Annotated in this window: 7 protein-coding genes; 2 read left to right on the forward strand and 5 right to left on the reverse strand. The window is 74.7% G+C overall.

What is annotated here, in order from left to right:
- Nucleotides 1-68 precede the first annotated feature (68 nt).
- From AB0442_RS09955 to gntD, 5 genes are read right to left on the reverse strand one after another with little or no spacing between them, the layout of a single operon-like run.
- Nucleotides 69-7,595: an amino acid adenylation domain-containing protein gene (locus AB0442_RS09955; RefSeq protein WP_366161898.1), complete on the reverse strand. Its 7,527-nt coding sequence runs from the start codon at nt 7,593-7,595 to the stop codon at nt 69-71.
- Entirely contained in the window at nt 7,585-12,570 is a 4,986-nt protein-coding gene (locus tag AB0442_RS09960) for an amino acid adenylation domain-containing protein (protein ID WP_366161899.1), read from the reverse strand. Before AB0442_RS09960 ends, AB0442_RS09955 begins: the two co-directional genes overlap by 11 nt.
- A complete protein-coding gene (locus AB0442_RS09965) occupies nt 12,567-12,779 on the reverse strand; it encodes an MbtH family NRPS accessory protein (RefSeq protein WP_366161900.1) in 213 nt (70 codons plus the stop codon). Before AB0442_RS09965 ends, AB0442_RS09960 begins: the two co-directional genes overlap by 4 nt.
- Nucleotides 12,780-12,787: 8 nt before the next feature.
- Nucleotides 12,788-13,636, reverse strand: a complete 849-nt coding sequence (locus AB0442_RS09970; protein WP_366161901.1) for an arginine deiminase-related protein — start codon at nt 13,634-13,636, stop codon at nt 12,788-12,790.
- On the reverse strand, nt 13,633-14,685 hold the full coding sequence (gene gntD / locus AB0442_RS09975) for a guanitoxin biosynthesis L-enduracididine beta-hydroxylase GntD (RefSeq protein ID WP_366161902.1): 1,053 nt from the start codon (nt 14,683-14,685) through the stop codon (nt 13,633-13,635). The genes AB0442_RS09970 and gntD overlap by 4 nt, the downstream gene beginning before the upstream one ends.
- A gap of 229 nt (nt 14,686-14,914) precedes the next feature.
- Here gntD and AB0442_RS09980 point away from each other — a divergent pair, with 229 nt between their 5' ends.
- Together AB0442_RS09980 and AB0442_RS09985 are read left to right on the forward strand one after the other, a co-directional pair.
- On the forward strand, nt 14,915-17,176 hold the full coding sequence (locus tag AB0442_RS09980) for an alpha/beta fold hydrolase (protein ID WP_366161904.1): 2,262 nt from the start codon (nt 14,915-14,917) through the stop codon (nt 17,174-17,176).
- Entirely contained in the window at nt 17,173-18,429 is a 1,257-nt protein-coding gene (locus AB0442_RS09985; protein ID WP_366161905.1) for a cytochrome P450, read from the forward strand. The genes AB0442_RS09980 and AB0442_RS09985 overlap by 4 nt, the downstream gene beginning before the upstream one ends.
- The last annotated feature ends 99 nt before the right edge of the window (nt 18,430-18,528 follow it).

An 18,528-nucleotide genomic window follows, 5' to 3' on the forward strand; every position in this document is an offset into this window, starting at 1 on the left:
GATGCCACATGGGAGGTGCCCCCACGCGCCCCTGAATCGACCACCCGAGCACCCTTCGAGGACATCCCCTAGGCCCTGTTGCCCAGGTATCCGGTGAGGTGCATGTAGCGGTGGATGCCGTTCATCCACGCGAGGTCGCGGTCGGCGCGGGCCGCCTGCCCGGTGATCCGGGCGACGGCCTCGCCCCCGGCCGCGCCGTTCACCGCGACGGCGAGGCCGCTGCCCGTGCGCAGGTCGAGGGCAGCCATCGCGACCGTGCCCTTGGTCGACCCGGAGTGCCCGAACCAGCGGCCCTGGCGGTCCGTCATCATGCCGAGCCCGTAGTCGAAGTCGGCGTGCCCGGTGAGGGCGGCGCGGGCCAGCGCGGTGCCGAGCACCCCCGGGCCCAGGCCCAGCGCCTCCGCCCGGACCGACAGCAGCAGCCGGGCGAGGTCCGCCGGGGTGGTCCACAGTCCGCCGGCGGCCGCCTCCGGGGTGATCCGCAGACCGCCGTCGAGCGGCCGGCCGTCGGCGTCGTGGCCCAGGGCGACCGGCACCGCGGCGCGGTCCGGCAGGTCCTGGGCGAAGCTGCTGTCCGCGAGCCCGAGCGGCCCGAGGACGAGCCGCCGGGCCAGCTCGGCGAAGGGCTCCCCGGTGAGGTCGGACAGCACCTGCTGCAGCACCGAGAAGTTGGTGGCCGAGTAGCTGGTCAGTCCGGCGAACAGCGGGTCCACCCGCAGCGCAGGCCGCCCGGCGACCGCCGTGCCGTCCAGCACCGCGTCCAGGGCGGGCACCGGTTGCGCGGGGTGGAAGTCGGCGAAGCCGGCGATCGGCAGCCCGGCGCTGTGGCTGAGCAGCTGACGGGCGGTCACCTTCGCGGGCGCGCCGTGCACGTCCCGGATGCGCAGGGCGTGCAGGTACTCCGCGACGTCCGTGTCCAGGTCGAGCCGCCCCTCGGCGGCCAGGGCGAGGGCGACCACCGCCGAGGTGGGCTTGCTCATCGAGCCCACCTGGAAGGGCGTCCGGTCACCGACCGGGTCGGCCGCACCGGCCCGGACGACCCCGTGCTGCCAGGTGTCCACGACCTCCCCGCCGTCGACCACGGCGACGCTCACCCCGGGGATCGCCCGGTCGGCCAGCAGCTCCCGCAGGCCGTCGTCCGGCCGCACCGAGAGCCGGCCCCGGCCCCGCCCGCGGGCCGGCCGCGCCGTCCAGTCCCGGCCGGTCGACGGGCCGTCCGCCGCGGCGGCGTCGAGCGCCGCGGCGAGCTCCGCCACCGTCTGGTGGCTCATCGCCATCCGCGGCGTCAGGTCCAGCCCGGTCAGCTTCGCCTGGGCGACCATCCGGACGACCGTGATCGAGTCGCCGCCGAGCCGGGTGAACTCGTCGTGCACGCCGATCGCGTCGTTGCCGAGCACCTGGGCCCAGATCGCGGTCAGCACCAGCTCCGTCGTGCTGCGCGGCGGCACGAACTCCGCCGCCCGCTCCGCCGCCCCGGCCTCCTCCGGCGCCGGCAGCGCCTTCCGGTCGACCTTGTTCGCCGAACTCAGCGGCAGCTCGTCGAGCCGGACGAAGACCGCCGGCACCATGTACTCGGGCAGCGCCGCGGACAGGTGCGCCCGCAGCGCGGACGGCGCCGGCCGGGCCCCGGGGGCGGCCACCACGTACCCCACCAGCCGCCGGACGCCCGGCACGTCCTCGCGGGCCGCGACCACCGCCTCGGCGACCTCCGGGTGGGTGAGCAGCACCGCCTCGATCTCGCCGAGCTCGACCCGGTAGCCGCGGATCTTGACCTGGTGGTCGATCCGGCCGAGGAACTCCAGCTCGCCGTCGGGGCGGCGGCGCGCCAGGTCGCCCGTCCGGTAGAACCGGGCGCCCGGGGCGGAGGCGTACGGGTCCGGCAGGAAGCGCTCCGCCGTGAGCGCGGCCCGGCCCAGGTAGCCGCGGGCCACGCCGGCGCCGCCGATGTACAGCTCGCCGGCCACCCCGACCGGCACCGGCTGGAGCGCGGCGTCCAGCACGTACATCCGGATGTTGGCGATCGGGTGGCCGATCGGCACCGGCACGGACGGGTCGAAGTCCTCCGGGACGACGTGGACCGAGCAGCCCACCACCGTCTCGGTCGGACCGTACTCGTTGATGATCCGGGCGCCCGGGGCGGTCTTCCGCCAGGCCACCACCGTCTCCGGCTTCACCTCGTCGGCACCCACCACGAAGGTCCGCACCGAGTCGACCGTCCCATCGGGGCCGATCAGCGAGCGCAGCACGTCCAGGTGCGCCGGGGTGATCTTCAGCAGGCTGTAGTCGGCCGTGCCGGCCAACAGCGCGGCGAGCGACTCGGGGCTCTGCTCCGGCGGCAGCACCGTCACGCTGCGCCCGCCGATCAGCGGCAGGAAGAAGTTCGGCACGGACAGGTCGAAGGCGACCGAGCCGAGCATCACCGCGCCGTCGGCGCCGTCCAGCCCGTAGCCGTCGACCGCCCAGAGCAGGTAGTTCACCAGCCCCTCGTGGGTGATCAGCACGCCCTTCGGCCGCCCGGTCGAGCCGGAGGTGTACAGGGTGTACACCAGGTTGGCCGGGGTCAGCTCCCGGCCGGGCGCGGTGGCCGGCGCGGCGGCGATCCGCTGCGCGTCGCCGTCCAGGGACAGCACGGTGCCCGCGTACCCCGCGAAGCGCCCCCGCAGCGAGTCCCGGGTGACCAGCACCCCTGCCGCGGTGTCGTCGAGGATGAAGCCGGAGCGGTCCGCGGGGTGGGCGGGGTCGATCGGCACGTAGGCGCCGCCCGCCTTGCTCACGGCCAGCAGGGCCGTGAGGATCTCGGTGCCGTCGCGCAGGCAGACGGCGACGAAGCGCTCCGGGCCGACGCCGAGCTCCACCAGGACGTGCGCCAGGCGGTCGACCCGCTCGTCGAGCTCCCGGAAGGAGAGCGTGGAGCCGTCCGTGTCCACCACCGCGACCGCGTCCGGGGTGCGGCGGACCTGCGCCTCGAAGAGGTCGGGCAGCGTGGTCGCCGGGTGGGCGGCGTCCGTCCGGTTCGGCGCCAGCAGCACCAGCTCGCGCTCGCCCTCCGGCAGGTGCGCGGCCGTCGCGTCCCCCTCCGGGTCGGCGACCATCGCCTCCAGCACCGCGCGGTACATCGCGCCCAGGCGCTCCCGGTTCTCCGTGGAGACGTCCTGCGGACGGCTGATCAGCGCCAGCAGCCCGGGGTGCGAGGTCACCGACAGGCCGAACTCGTTCGGGCTGTCGTCGATGCTGGTCTCGACGTCGATGAGCTCGGTGTCGAGGACGTGGAAGTCGAGGTAGTTGAAGTACACGTCGGCGAGCCGCTGGCCGCCGGCGAACTCCCGCTGCATCTGGCCGAGCGGGAACCGGCGGTGCGGCCAGAGGCCGATCTCCGTCTCGAAGACCTGCCGGACCAGCTCCGTCCAGGTGCGCGCACCCCGCCGGAACGGGAACGGCACCGTGTTGATGTACAGGCCGTACACCCGGTCGGCGCCGGCCACCTCGGGCCGGGTGTCGCACACCAGGCCGCAGGAGAAGGCCTCCTCGCCGGTGAGCATGCTCATCACCTTCAGGTGCGCGGCGTGCATCACGCTCTTCAGCGGCACGTCGGCGCGGGCCGCCAGCGCCCGCAGCCCCTCCTGCAGGTCCGCGAATCGGACGTAGGTCTGCTGGATCGAACCCGGCGGCTCGGTGGTCGAACCCCAGGCACCGGGCAGCGTGAACTTCGGGTGCGCGGCCACCGACGCCCGCCAGTGCTCGCGGGACGCCTCCGAGGCGAGCGCCGTGCGCTCCAGCGCCACGAAGTCCGCGAAGCGCACCTCGGGCAGCGGCTGCGGCTCGGGCGCCGAGCCCGCCGCCAGCTCCCGGTAGCGGTCCAGGACCTCCATGATCATCGAGCTGAAGCTCCAGCCCTCCAGGATCGGGTGGAACTCGGTGAAGGTCAGCCACCAGCCACCCCGGTGGCTGCGGGTGAAGAACCGCAGCAGCGGCGGCCGGTCCAGCTCGAACGGCCGGTCGCGCTCCCGGGCCATCAGCGCCCGCAGCTCCGCCTCCTGCTCCTGCGGGGAGAGACCGGAGACGTCGACGCTGTCCACCGCGATCCGGGCGTCCGGGTGCACCAGCTGGATCGGCTCGGAGTAGCCGTCGAGGTCGATCGAGGTGCGCAGGATCTCGTGCCGGTCCACCACGTGGTCCACCGCCGCCTGGAACGCCGCGGCGGAGAAGGGCCTCGGGTCGCGGATCCGGAACGAGGTGACGTTGTGGTAGTTGCCCTCGCCGCCCGCCGCGTGCATCTCGAACAGCATGCCCAACTGGACCTGGCTGAGCGGGTACGCGTCGCGGACGCCCTCCGGCACGCGCCGGCGGTCCGCCTCGGACAGCAGCTCGAACGGGGCCACCAGCGGGGCGTCCAGCCGCCCGCGGCTGCGCCCGCCGAGCGCGGCGGCGAGCCGGGCGACCGTGCGGTGCCGGAACACGTCCCGGACGGCGACGTCGAAGCCGGCCGCCCGCAGCGCGCCGACCAGGGCCACCGCGCGGATGGAGTCGCCACCCAGCTCGAAGAAGCTGTCGTGCGCGCCCACCGCCTCCGTCCTGAGGACCGTCCGCAGGTGCTCCGCGAGTTCGGCCTCGACGCCCGGCCGCGGTGCGGTGAACTCCGTGGTCAGCCGGGACCGGCGGCCCGGCGCGGGCAGCGCACGGTGGTCGGTCTTGCCGTTGCTGGTGAGCGGGATCTCCGCCAGGTGGACGACGGCGGAGGGGACCATCCAGGCGGGCAGCCGCTCGGCGAGGAAGGCCGTCAGGTCGGCGCCGCGGTCGTCGGCCACCACGTAGGCGACCAGTTCGGTGCCGGACGGGCCGTCCGTCCGGCCGACGACCACCGAGGCCCGGACGGCCGGGTGTTCGTCGAGGACGTTCTGCACCTCGCCGGGCTCGACCCGGTATCCGCGGATCTTGACCTGGGTGTCGCACCGGCCGACGAACTCCATCTCCCCGCCGGGCAGCATCCGGGCGAGGTCGCCCGTCCGGTAGAGCCGCCCGCCCGGCACGGCCGAGAACGGGTCCGGGACGAACTTCTCGGCGGTCTGCCCGGGCCGGCCGCGGTAGCCGCGGGCCACCCCGGTGCCGCCCACGTACACCTCGCCGACCACGCCCGTCGCCACCGGCCGCAGGCCCCCGTCCAGCACGTAGGCGGTGGTGTTGGGGATCGGGGCGCCGAGCGGGACGAGCTCGGTGGTGATCGGGCCGGTCACCTCCTGGCAGGAGTTGCCGACGGTGATCTCGGTCGGGCCGTACTCGGAGGCCAGGCGCGCGCCGTCGACCCGCCAGCGGTCCACCAGGGCACTGGTGAAGCTGTCGCCCGCCGCGATCACCGTCGCCGCCACCGAACGGCGCTGCCCGGCGTCCAACTGGCCCGCCAGCACCTCCAGATGGCCGGGGGCCAGCTTGAGGAAGCTCAGCGGGCCGGCCGCCAGCAGCAGCCGGCCGAGGTCGGCGAGGTCGAAGTCCGCGGGGAGCAGGGTGACCGGGCGGCCGAGCATCAGCGCCGTCCACAGGTTCGGCACCACCAGGTCGAAGGCGACCGAGGAGAACAGCGCCGTGCCGCCCGGTGCCTGCGCGTACGCCTCGGCGCTCCACAACAGGTAGTTGGCGAGGCCGCGGTGGGTGGTCTCGACGCCCTTGGGGCGTCCGGTCGTCCCGGAGGTGTAGATGACGTAGGCCAGGCTGTCCGGGTCGACCACCACGCCCGGGTCGGTGGCCGGGAGGCCGTCCAGGCGCACGGCGTCCACCAGGACGGCCGTCCGGCCCTCGGCGGCCGGCAGCGCACCGGCCCGCGCCGTACCGGTGAGGACCAGCGCCACCCCGGCGTCGGCGAGCACGTGCGCCGTCCGCTCCGCCGGGTGCGCGGGATCGACCGGCACGTACGCGGCACCGGACTTCAGCACCGCGAGCAGCGCGACCACCAGGTCCGGGCCGCGGTCGAGGTGGACGCCGACCGTGGTCTCCGGGCCCGCGCCGAGCGCGATCAGGTGCCGGGCGAGCCGGTTGGCCCGCGCGTCGAGCTCGCCGAAGGTCAGCCGGCTCCCGTCGGCGGCGACGACGGCGACCGCGGCCGGGTCCTGCGCCGCGACCAGCGTGTGCACCGCCGCCGGACCGCGCTCCTGCGCGTTGTCGTTCGGGGCGGTGACGAACCGGTGCAGCTCGTCCGCGGTGAGGTACTCCAGGGCCGCGACCGGGGTGTCCGGTGCCTGTACCGCACTCGCCAGCAGCCGCAGGAAGTGTGCGGCGATCCTCTCCGCGGTGGCCGCGTCGAACAGCTCGGCCGAGTACTCCAGCACGGCGTCCAGCGGGCCGGCCGGGGCGTCGACGACCTGCAGGTTGAGGTCGAACTTCGCGGTGGTCCAGGCGGTTTCGACCGCCTCCGCCCGCACCCCGGGCAGCTCGGGGCCGCTCGCGCCGGTGTTCTGGTAGCCGAACATGACCTGCACCAGCGGAGTGCGGGACAGGTCCCGCTCCGGGTCCAGCTCGTTCACCAGCCACTCGAAGGGCAGCTCCTGGTGGTCGAAGGCGTCGAGGACGGCGAGCCGGTTGTCCTGCAGCAGCTCCGCGAAGCCCTGCTGCCCGGACCACCGCGCCCGCATCACCACGGTGTTGACGAAGAAACCGATCAGGTCCTGCAGTTCGGGCCGCTGCCGGTTGCCGACCGGCACGCCGACCGCGACGTCGCTGCGCCCGGTGTACCGGCCCAGCAGGGCCTGGAAGGCGGTCAGCAGCACGGCGAACGGGGTGGTGCCGTGCTCCAGGGCGAGCGCGCGGACGCCGTCGGCGGTGTCCGCGGGGACGGCGAACCGGCAGGCCCCGCCGGCGGGGCCGCGCACCTCCGGCCGGGGCCGGTCCGCGGGCAGCTCCAGCGGGACGACCCCGGCCAGCCGCTCCGTCCAGTACGCGGTGGCGGCGGCCGCCCGGCCCTCGTCGAAGCGCCGCCGCTGCCAGGCGGCGTACTCGGCGTACTGCACCGGCAGTTCGGGCAGCGCGGCGGCGCCCGCCCCGGTCTCCTCGCGGTAGCACGCGCTCAGCTCCGACCAGAACACCGGCTCCGACCAGCCGTCGAAGGCGATGTGGTGGAACACCGCGACCAGCAGGTGCCGGTCGGCGGCCGTGCGCAGCAGGTGGATGCGGGCGGCGGCGCCCCCGGAGAGCGGCAGCGGCCGGGCGGCGAGCCGTTCGGCCAGCTCCTGCGCCGCCCGCTCCGGGTCCTCGGCGGCGGCCAGGTCGGTCAGTTCGAGCCGCGGGCCGTCGGGGGCGATCCACTGGACGGGCTCGTCCCCGGTCGCCCGGTAGCGCGTCCGCAGCACCAGGTGCCGCTCCACGAGCCGGTCCCAGGCGCGACCCAGGGCCGCCGCGTCGAGCGGGCCCGTCAGCCGCAGCACGATCGGCACCAGGTTGTCGGTGGCGCTCTCGTCGTACCGGTCCAGGAACCAGAGCCGGCGCTGGCCGAAGGAGAGCGGCAGCTCGGCCGAGAGGTCGAGGCGGGGGACGGCCGCGCGGGAGCGCCGGGCACCCGCCAGCCGTTGCCGCAGCAGCGACTGCCGCCGGTCGTCGATCTCAGTGCTCATCTCGGTCCTCTTCGTCCGATGGGGTCAACCGGGTCAGTTCGGCGTCGGACATCTCGGCGATGTCCGCCCTGATCCGCTCCTCGACGAGCCGGGCGAGGCCGGCGACGGTGGGGTGCTCGAACACGCTGCGCAGCGGCAGCCGGACCCCGTAGTCGGCCTCGACCGCGGCGACGAGCCGGGAGGCGAGCACGGAGTCGCCGCCGAGCTGGAAGAACGTCCGGTGCAGCTCGGGCAGCACGTCGTAGCCCAGCAGGTCGCTCCAGAGCCCGGCCAGGCCCTCCGCCAGCTCGCCCAGCGGGCCGGTGTCCGGCTGCGCCGCCTCCTCGGGCGGGGCCGGCAGCGCGGCGTGGTCGACCTTGCCGTTGGCGTTCAGCGGGATCCGGTCGAGCAGCACCAGCGCGGCGGGCACCATCGGTGCGGGCAGCCGCAGCGCGCAGTGCTCCAGCAGCTCGGCCGGGACGGGCTCGTGGCCGTCCGCCGGGACGACCCAGGCGACCAGCCGGCCGGTGGCGCCCTTGGTGTCGACCCGCACCAGCGCGTCGGCGACCTCGGGGCGCTCGGTCAGCACGGCGGTGATCTCGCCCGGTTCGATCCGGTGGCCGCGCAGCTTGATCTGCTCGTCCAGGCGCCCCAGGAACTCGACGTTCCCGTCGGGGAGCAGCCGGGCCCGGTCGCCCGTCCGGTACAGTCGCCGGCCGGGTTCGGCGGAGAACGGGTCGGGCACGAAGACCGCCGCGGTCAGCCCCGGGCGGTTGCGGTAGCCGCGGGCCACGCCGGTGCCGCCGATGTGGAGTTCGCCGGGCACGCCGACCGGGCACGGGTTCCCGTGGCCGTCGAGCACCCACATGGTGGTGTTGGGGACGGGGGTGCCGATGGGCAGCACCTCGAGGTGGCCGCCACCGGTGATCCGGTAGGTGGAGTTCGCCACCGAGATCTCGGTCGGGCCGTACTCGTTGAGCAGGCGCGGTCCGTGGGGCCCGGCCTTGGCGAGCCACCGCTCCAGCACCGGCACCGGGAAGGAGTCGGCGCCGACGGCGAGCACGCCCGCCAGGCCCGCGGCCTGCTCGGGGGTGAGCTGGGCGCTCAGCAGGTCGAGGTGACCGGGCGTCAGTTTGACGAAGGAGTACGGCGCGCCCGCGGCCAGCAGCCGGCCCAGCTCGGACGGGTCGAAGTGCGGCGGCAGCAGCCGGACGGGCTCGCCGGTGACCAGGGCGGTGTAGAGGTCGGGCACCACCATGTCGTAGGCGGTCGACGAGAACAGCGGGGTGCCGCCGGGGCGGGAGCCCGCGTAGTCCTCGACCGTCCACATCAGGTAGTTGAGCAGGCCGCGGTGGTCGACCATGACGCCCTTGGGGCGGCCGGTCGAGCCGGAGGTGTAGATCACGTAGGCGAGCGCGTCCAGGTCGGCCGGGGCGGCCTCGAAGGGCGGCTGCGCGGCGAGCGCGTCCCGCTCCCCGGGATCGTCGAGCAGCAGCGGCACGGCGGGCCGCAGCACGCCGGCCCGGGCGCGGTCGGTGATCACGCAGCGGGCGCCGGAGTCGTCCAGCATGTACCGCAGCCGCTCGGCCGGGAAGTCCGGGTCCAGCGGTACGTACGCCGCGCCGGCCTTCCACACCGCGAGGAAGGACACCACCAGGTCGGTGCCGCGGTCGAGGCAGACGCCGACGACCGACTCCGGTCCGACGCCGAGGCCGCGCAGCCGCGAGGCGAGCCGGTCGCTGCGGTCGGCCAGCTCGGCGTAGTCCAGCCCGCCCGCGTCCGAGAGCAGCGCGGGAGCGTCCGGGGTCTTCGCGGCCTGGACGGCGAACAGCTCGTGCACGGCGAGCTCCGGGCGGGCCGCGTCGGCCCCGCGCCCCGCCGCCAGGACCGCCCGGTGCTCCTCCGGCGGCAGCAGCGGCAGCTCGTGCAGCCGGGCCTGCGGGTCGGCCGCGACGCCCGCCAGCAGCTGCCGGAAGTGTCCGGCCAGCCGGCGCACGGTCTTTGCGTCGAAGAGCGCGGTCGAGTACTCCAGCACGGCCAGGCAGGAGCGGTCGGGCTGGATCTGCACGACCAGGTTCAGGTCGGCCTTCGAGCCCGTCCAGGCGTCGAGCAGCATCCCGGTGTCGGTCCTGCCGCCGTCGACCGAGGTGACCCCGTCGTCGTGCAGGTCGAAGAGCACCTGGGCCAGCAGGTTGCGGGACTGGTCCCGCTCCGGGGCCAGTTCGCGCACCAGGTGGGCGAACGGCACCTCCTGCGCCTCCTGGGCCTGTGAGACCGTCCGCCGCACCCGCTCCAGCAGCTCGGTGAAGGCCGGGTCACCGGTGGCGTCGCAGCGCATCACCACGGTGTTGAGGAAGCAGCCGAGCACCCCGGCGACCTCCTCGCGCAGCCGGCCGGCCAGCGGGGTGCCGATCGGGACGTCGCCCTGCCCGCAGTACCGGGCCAGCAGGGCGGCGTACGCGGCCAGCAGGGTCGCGTACGGGGTCGCCCCCCGCTGCCAGCCCGCCTCCAGCACCGGGCGCATGACGGCGGCGGGGATCTCGAACTCGAACGCGGCGCCGCGGGTGTCCCGGATCGGCGGCCGGGGCCGGTCGGTCGGCAGGTCGAGCGTCGGCAGGCCGGCCAGCTGGCGGCGCCAGTAGGCGAGCTGCTCGTCGAGCGCGCCGCCCTCGACCCGCTCGCGCTGCCACACCGCGAAGTCCGCGTACTGCACGGACATGTCCGGCAGCAGGGGCTCACGGCGGTCCTTGCGGGCCGAGATCAGCTCGTCCAGCTCGCGGCGGAGCACGACCATCGACCAGCCGTCGGAGGCGATGTGGTGGAAGGTCAGCAGCAGCGCGTCGGTGCCGTCCGACACCCGGGCCAGCATGGCCCGCCAGACCGGCCCCTCGGCGAGGTCGAACCCGGCGGCCGTCTCGCGGCGCACCGCCTCCGGCAGCTGTGCCTCGGTCACCTCGACCACGGACGGCCGGACCGGCCGGTCCTTGTCGACGATCTGGCAGAGGCTGCCGTTGACCGACGCGTAGCGGGTGCGCAGGATCTCGTGCCGGGCGGCGAGGTCGCGCAGCGCGCCCTCGACGACCACGGTCGGAATGCCGTTCTCCGGCAGCCGGATCATGATCGGCATGGTGTACTCGCCGCTGCCCGGGTTCATCCGGTCCAGCACCCACAGGTCCTGCTGGGCGTACGACAGCGGCAGCGGCCCCTCCCGTGGCACCGGCTCGACCGCCGACACCGGTGAGGCCTGCGCCCGGGCGCCGGCGATCAGCAGGCTCTGCCCGGCCGGGGTCGGCGCGCCGAACAGCTCGCGCACCTGCAGCGGCAGCCCGGAGAGCTTGCGCAGCCGCATCGCCACCCGGAGCAGCAGCAGCGAGTAGCCGCCGAGCTGGAAGAAGTCGTCGTCCAGGCCGATCCGCCCGACGCCGAGGACCTCCTGCCAGACCTCGGTGACCTGGACCTCCTCGGGCGTCCGCGGCGCCCGGTACGGCGCCCGGCGGGGGTCGGCGTCGACGGTGAGCGCCGTCCGGTCGACCTTGCCGTTCGCGGTCAGCGGCAGCTCGTCGACCGGCTGGAAGACCGACGGCAGGTGCGAGTCGGGCAGGTGCGCGCGCAGGTGGCCGCGCAGCTCCTCGTGGCCGGCGGAGCCCTTCACGAACGCCACCAGCTGCTGCCCGCCCACCCGGTCGGGCGCCACCGTGACGGCCGCCGCCTCCACCAGGGGGTGCGCGGTCAGCAGCGCCTCGATGCCCTCGGGCTCGATCCGCACCCCGCTGAGCTTGATCTGGTTGTCGATCCGCCCGGCGAACTCCAGCTCGCCGCGCAGGTTCGTCCGCGCCCGGTCGCCCGTCCGGTACAGCCGGGCACCGGGCGGGCCGTCCGGATCCGGCCGGAACCGGTCCGCGGTCAGGCCCGGCGCCCCGAGGTAACCGCGGCCCACGCACACCCCGCCGAGGTGGATCTCGCCGCTCTCCGCGCGGTGGCCGTCCTCGTCGAGCAGGACGATCCGGACGTTGTCGATCGGTCCGCCCAGCGGCACCCCGCCCGGGCCCTGCGCCGGGTCGTACGGGTGGTCGGTGACGCCGATCGCGCACTCCGCAGGCCCGTACACGTTCCGCACCCGGACACCCAGCACGGACAGCGCGCGGGCGCACAGGTCACCCGTCAGCATCTCGCCCGCCGAGGTGAGCCAGCGCAGGCCGCCGACCCCGGCGGCCTCCGGCTGCTCCAGCAGCACCTGCAGCACCGAGGGGACGAGCTCCAGCGCGGTGATCCGCTCCTCGCGCAGCAGGGCGAGCAGCGCCACCGGGTCCCGCTCCAGACCGTCCGGGGCGAGCACCAGGGTCGCGCCGCAGACCAGCGGCAGGAAGACCTGGAAGACCACCGGGTCGAAGCCGAGACCGGTCGCCGACAGCAGCCGGTCACCGGGGCCGACGCCGTGCCGGCGGACCGCGTCCGCCAGCCGGTTCGCCAGGCCCGCCTGGGTGTTGACCACCCCCTTGGGCGCACCCGTCGACCCCGAGGTGAAGGCGACGTACGCCGCGTTGTCGGGGTACAGCTCCGCGGGCGCCGCGACGGGCCCGTCGGCCACCGGCCCCTCGTCCGGCCGCACCCGCGACCACGGACCGGGGACCGGCTCCTCGCAGACCAGCGCGAGGGCACGGGCCGTGCCGAGCATCCCCGCCCGGCGCTCCGCCGGGTGCTCCGGGTCGAGCAGCAGGAAGGCGCCGCCGGCGGTGGCCACGGCCAGCATGGCCACCACCAGCCGGACGGACCGCGGCAGTTGGATGCCGACCATCGCCTCCGGGCCCACCCCGAGTTCACCGAGCCGCGCTGCCAGGGCCCGCACCCTCTCGCCGGTCTCGCGGTAGCTCAGGGCCTCGGCCCCGTCGCTGACGGCCACGGCGTCCGGCGTCAGGGCGACCTGACGCCAGAACAGTTCGGGCAGCAGCAGCTCCGCGGTGTGCGGGACGCCCGGCACGGCGGCACGGACGGTCATGAGCCGACTTCCTGCGCCATGCGCAGACGGAGGCTCAGCGGACGCATGTCCGTCCAGATCTCCTCGATGTGCGCGAGGCACGCCTCCCGGGTGCCGCTGACGCCCTCGGCCGTCCAGCCCGCGGGCAGGTCACGGCCGACCGGCCAGATGGAGTACTGGAGCTCGTGGTTGACCACGACCTGGTGGAGTGCGGAATTCGACTCGGACACTTCTGCTCCTACTGTCGGACGGCGGGAACGCCTTGGGCGAGCAAATCGAGGTCGAGGGTCATGCAGCGGATGCCGCCGCCGCCCTTGGTGAACTGGTCGATCGGGGTCACGACCGGCTCGAAGCCCCAGGCCTCGAGCCGGCGGCCGATCCGCGCGGGGCACGCGGACATCACGACCGAGGTGTCGATGACCACCGAGTTCACGCAGAAGGTCAGCGCCTCCTGCTCGGTCACCACCAGCGGTTCGGGGACGAGGTCCAGCAGCCGGCGGCGGCTCTCCCCGTCCCACGCCCCCGGGAACACCAGCGCCCGCCGGTCGTCCAGCGGACAGACCGACATGTCCAGGTGGTAGAACCGGGGGTCCACCAGGCGCACCGGCACCACCTCGCGGCCGAAGGCCGCGGCGAGACCGGCGTGCGCCTGCGCCGTGCTGCGCATGCCGTGCCCGGCGAGCAGCCGCTCCCCGAACGCCAGCACGTCACCGCCCTCCAGCCGGGCGGCCGCGTCCCAGCCGGCGGTGCGGATCTCCTGCCAGCCGTTGCCGGTCAGCCACTCGGCGGCCAACCGCGCCTCGCCGCCCCGCTCGGGCCGGCTGAACCGCGACCGCAGGAACCGGCCGCCGCTGACCACGGCGGTGTCGGTCGGGAAGACCATGTCGGGCCAGTCGGGGTCGGACGGCGCGGTGTGCACCACCCCGCCCGCCTTCCGCAGCGCCGCGCCGAGCGCCTCCCACTCCGCCCTGGCGAGCTCGGGGCTCGGCTGCGAACCGGTGGCCATCCACGGGTTGATCTCGAACTCGATCCGGAAGTGCTCCGGATCGCGCAGCAGGAACGGCCGCGCCACCGCCTGCGGGATCATGCCACCACCCGCGAGCGCGCACTGCTCCGCAACTCCCGCGACTTGCGCAGGTCCCGGGCGACGACGACCTTCTTCAGCCAGCGGTCCGTCCCGTCGTACCGCGCCTCGAACGGCCGCCGGCCGTGCACCGCCCGGTAGTTGTCGACGAACGCGACCTCGCCCGGGTCGAGCACCAGGTCCTCCAGGTCCGCCTCCAGCGCGGCCACCACGCACTTCAGCGCCTGCGTCGCGTCCGGGTCCCCGGGGACGGCGTCCATGAAGTACGGGTCGATCCGCAGGTACGGCTCGGTGCGGCTGCCGAACAGCACCGGCACCGGGCTGGTGCGCGCCGCGATGTCGTGCACGCTGCTGCCCGCCGGGCCGGTGCGCAGGTGCTCGGTGTCCGGCCGGATCAGGAACCGCGGCTGCTGCAGCACCTCCGTCACCTCGGCCGGCAGCACGAGGTTCCCGACGCCGGCGAAGGTGGTCGCCACCCCCGTCGGGTTCCGCAGTGCCATCAGCCCGAGGTAGTCGCAGCGGAACGGGTGGAAGCCGTCCTCGGTGTGCCACTCCAGCAGGTCGGAACTGCCGTGCCCGCTCTGCGCCGTCTCCTCACCGCGGACGGGCAGCACGTCGTGGATGATCCGGCCGGACTGCAGCGTCGACCACCCGAACGGCTCGCCGAGCAGCGCCGCGAGCAGCACGAAGAAGACCTCCTCCCGCACGGTCGAGGACGGCTGCGGCTGCTGCGACCAGTGCGGGGGAGTCGGGCCGATCGCTTCGTCGTCCACCGGCAGCCCGCTGACCACCACGCCGGCGGTGGTCTCGTGCAGCTCGAACGACCGCAGGAAGTCCACCAGGCCGTCCGGGAGCCCGGTCGCCAGGCTCGCCGCGTGGAACAGGAAGTCCGTGTCGGAGGCGGTGGCGAACTGCTTCCGCACCCGGGCCACCAGGCGCTCGATCCGCTCCAGTTCGCCGCCGTCGACCCGGTAGACACCCACGTCCCGGGGAAATTTCTTGGAGTTCATCAGTGCCCGCTTTCTCGGCGGGCGGACCGGCTGGTCCGCCATTCGTTCTGCGGTACCAAACTCGCCGAGCCGGACCGGCGGAACCATCCGCCCCGGGAGTGGAATCGGCCCCGGCATCCGCCGCGCGGCGGATGCCGGCGGCCCCGGCGCACCGCCGCCTCCCCCGCACGGCGGAGAGCGCCCCGGAAAGCCGACGCCCGGCCGGTACACCCGCACCGCGAACACCCCGGACGATGACGGCAGCCCGCCCGAACCCGGAGAGGAACCCCGCATGAGGACAGAGGATCTGCTGCCGTTCTGGGAGAACGACCTCCCCGGTCTCCCGGTCTTCTGCCTGCCGCACGCAGGGGCCGGCGCGGGTGCCTTCCGCACCCTGGTCCGCGACCTGCGCCCGGCCGTCAACCTCCAGCCGGTGCAACTGCCGGGCCGCGAGAACCTCGTCGCGCTGCCCCTGGTCGACAACGCCCGGCAGCTCGTCGACTGGCTCGGCCCGCGCCTGCTGCCCCGGCTCGACCGGCCCTTCGTCCTGGCCGGCCACAGCATGGGCTCCCTGATCGCCGCCGAGCTGACCGCCTGGCTGGAGCGCAACGGCGGGCCCGCGCCCGAGCTGCTCGTCGTCTCCGCCTACGCGGGCGACTTCCGGCACAACCGGATGGCCGCCCGCGACCGGACCGACCAGGAACTGGCCGAGGTCCTCACCGAGTTGGGCGGCACCGCGCCGGAGGTCCTGCAGAACGAGGAGATGCTCTCCTTCATCCTGGAGACCATCCGCAACGACCTCCGGCTCGTCCGCGGCTACCGGCCCGCCTACGACACGGTGAACGTCCCGATCCTCGCCCTCGGTGGCACCGACGACCCCGACGCGGACGAGGAGGCACTCACCACCTGGCGAGGCCGCACCACCGCCGGCAGCCGGGTCGAGATGCTCCCCGGCGGCCACTTCGCCGTCTTCGAGAACCCCGGCACCGTCGCCGCCCTGATCGCGGAACGCCCGGGGACACCCGAGCAGACCCTCCTCGACGTGCTGCGCCACCACCTCGGCGACGACGGCATCACCCCGGACGACGACTTCTACGCCGCCGGCGGCGACTCGCTGATCGCCCTCGCCGTCGTCGGCGACCTCAAGGAACGCGGCCTCGACCTCCCCCTGCGCGGCCTCCTCACCGCCTCCACCGTCGCCGAACTCGTCCCGCTCCTCACCCCGGCCGCCGCACCCGGACCCACCCACCGGCCGTTCGACGGACTCGGCCCCGCCGACCGCGCCCTGCTGCCCGCCGGCCTGCAGGACGCCTACCCCGCCTCCACCCTCCAGGTCGGGCTGATCTACCTCTGCGAACTCGCCGGCGACCCGAGCCTCTACAACGACCTCGTCGGCCTGCGCGTCAACGCGCCCTTCGACGAGGAGAAGTTCCGCGCCGCGCTCGGCGCGCTCACCCGGCGCCACCCGCTGCTGCGCAGCTCCTTCGACCTCGCCACCTACTCCACCGCCGTGCAGCTCGTCCACCCCGAGGTCACCGTCCCGGTGGAGATCGAGACCGGCGACGGCGAGGCGCTCGTCCGGGCCTTCCGCGAACGCCACCTCGCCACCGGCATCGACTGCGGCACGCCCCCCGCCTTCCGCATCCACATCGCCCGCGAACCCGAGGCATTCCGGCTCACCCTGGCCATCCACCACGCCGTCATCGACGGCTGGAGCATGGCCCAGCTGATGGTCGAACTGCTCACCTGCTACGACGCCGAACTGGCCGGCCGCACCCCGCAGCTGCCCGCCGTGCCGGCGGACGGCCACCGGCAGTTCGTCGCCCTGGAGGCGGCCGCCGCGCAGTCCGCACCGTTCTGGCAGGCCGAGGCCGACGTGCCGCCGCTGCTCCTGCCCGACCGCCCCGACGGCGCCGTCCCCGACCCGGTCGCGACCCGCCACCTCCCGCTCGACCCGGCGGACGTCGCCCGTCTGGAGGCCGCCGCCGAACACGCCGGCGTCCCGCTGAAGAGCCTGCTGCTCTCCCTGCACCTGCGGGCCCTCGCCCTCGCCACCGGCCGCGACCGCGACCTGGTGACCGGCCTGGTGGCCAACGGCAGGCCCGAGGTACCCGGATCCGCCGCACTGATCGGGCTCTTCCTCAACACCGTCCCGCTGCGGCTGCAGTCCGTCGAGGGCGACTGGGCCGAACTCGCCGGGCGGACCTGGGAGGCCGAACAGCGCCTGCTCGCCCACCGGCGCCACCCGCTCTCGGCGATCGAGCAGGGCCTCGGCCGGCCCGCCTTCGACGTCTCCTTCAACTTCACCCACTTCCACCCGTACCGGCAGGTGGACGACCTGCGGTTCAAGGCCGACGAGTGGTGGTCCTACGACAAGGCCAGCTTCCCGCTCGGCGTCGACGCGATGATCGACGCACCCGACCTGGGCAGCGGGGTGCTGGTCGCCCACGACCCCGCGCTCGTCCCCGGCGCCCTGGTCGACCGGTACGTCGACGCCCTCGGCGCCGCGCTCGCCACCGTCGCGGCGCCCGACCGGCCCAGGGAGGCCCGATGACCGTCCTGACCCGGCACACCGGCAGCGACCCCCGGCAGGAGCCCGCCCCCGAGGTCGACCTCGACGTGGTGGACCTCTTCGACCCCGGACTGCACGCCGACGGCGACCCGCACCGGATCTGGGCGCACCTGCGCCGGGCCGCACCGCTGCACCGCCGGACCCTGCCCGACGGCCGGAGCTTCGCCTCGGTCACCCGCTACCACGACGTGCGCCGGGTCCTCAGCGACTCCCGCGCGTTCACCTCGGAGCGCGGCAGCCTGCTCGACCAGCTCGGCCACGGCGACGAGGCCGCCGGCCAGATGATGGTCTCCACCGACCCGCCCGACCACGCCGCACTGCGCCGCCCGCTCCAGCACGCCCTGCAGCGCAACGCCCTGGAGGCCGCCCGGCCCCGCATCCGGGCCGCCGCCCGCGCCGTCCTCGCCCCGGCCGCCGACGGCCGGCCCTTCGACCTGGTCACCGCCGCCCTGGACTTCCCGATGACGTTCACCGGGGCGCTCATGGGCATCCCGGAGCAGGACTGGCCCGACCTCGTCCGGTGGACCTCGATGGCCGCGTCCCCCGAGGACCCCGGCTTCAAGATCCGAAACCGGCACGCCACCCTGGCCATCGCCCACCACGAACTCTTCTCCTACTTCACCGAGCAGACCGCCGCCCGGCCGGACGGCAGCGGCGACCTGCTCGACCTGCTGGCCGGACTCGGCAGCCGGGCGAAGACCGTCTACAACTGCTACAGCCTGCTGCTCGGCGCCAACGCCACCACCCCGCACGCCTTCACCGGCACCGTCCTCGCCCTGCTGGAGCACCCCGACCAGCTCGCCGAGGCCCGCCGGCACCCCGAACTCGTCCCCTCGCTGGTCGAGGAGGGCCTGCGCTGGACCTCCCCCGCCAGCAGCTTCCTGCGGCACGCCGTCGAGGACGTGGAACTGGAGGGCGGGGTGCTGCGCAAGGGCGAGGCGGTCGCCGCCTGGGTCGGCTCGGCCAACCGCGACGAGACCGTCTTCCAGGACGCCGCCCGCTTCGACCTGCGGCGCACCGGCAACCGCCACATCACCTTCGGGGCCGGCGCCCACTACTGCCTGGGCGCGATCCTGGCGAGGATCGCCCTGAACGAGCTGTTCACCGAACTCCTCGGCCGGCTGGAACACCTCGAACCGGCCGGCCCCGTCCGGCGCCTGCGGTCCAACTTCATCGCCGGCCTGGGCAGCATGCCGGTCGCCATGACGCTGCGCCCGACGGGTCCGCAGGGGTGAGCGGCCCCGTCCCATCGGTTGTTCCGAAAGGATGTTGACACCGCGTCGACAGACTGGTTTCGCCCACGGATGAAGCATGCGAGCATTACCCGCGGCTCG

Origin of the sequence: Kitasatospora sp. NPDC085895 (genome assembly GCF_040702125.1) — a bacterium.
Taxonomy (GTDB): domain Bacteria; phylum Actinomycetota; class Actinomycetes; order Streptomycetales; family Streptomycetaceae; genus Kitasatospora; species Kitasatospora arboriphila.

Excerpts from the sequence above, each read along its gene's own strand:
- AB0442_RS09960 (WP_366161899.1), bottom strand. The coding sequence starts at position 12,570 with ATGACCGTCCGTGCCGCCGTGCCGGGCGTCCCGCACACCGCGGAGCTG.
- gntD (WP_366161902.1), bottom strand. The coding sequence starts at position 14,685 with ATGGCGGACCAGCCGGTCCGCCCGCCGAGAAAGCGGGCACTGATGAAC.
- AB0442_RS09970 (WP_366161901.1), bottom strand. The coding sequence starts at position 13,636 with ATGATCCCGCAGGCGGTGGCGCGGCCGTTCCTGCTGCGCGATCCGGAG.
- AB0442_RS09980 (WP_366161904.1), top strand. The coding sequence starts at position 14,915 with ATGAGGACAGAGGATCTGCTGCCGTTCTGGGAGAACGACCTCCCCGGT.
- AB0442_RS09985 (WP_366161905.1), top strand. The coding sequence starts at position 17,173 with ATGACCGTCCTGACCCGGCACACCGGCAGCGACCCCCGGCAGGAGCCC.
- AB0442_RS09955 (WP_366161898.1), bottom strand. The coding sequence starts at position 7,595 with ATGAGCACTGAGATCGACGACCGGCGGCAGTCGCTGCTGCGGCAACGG.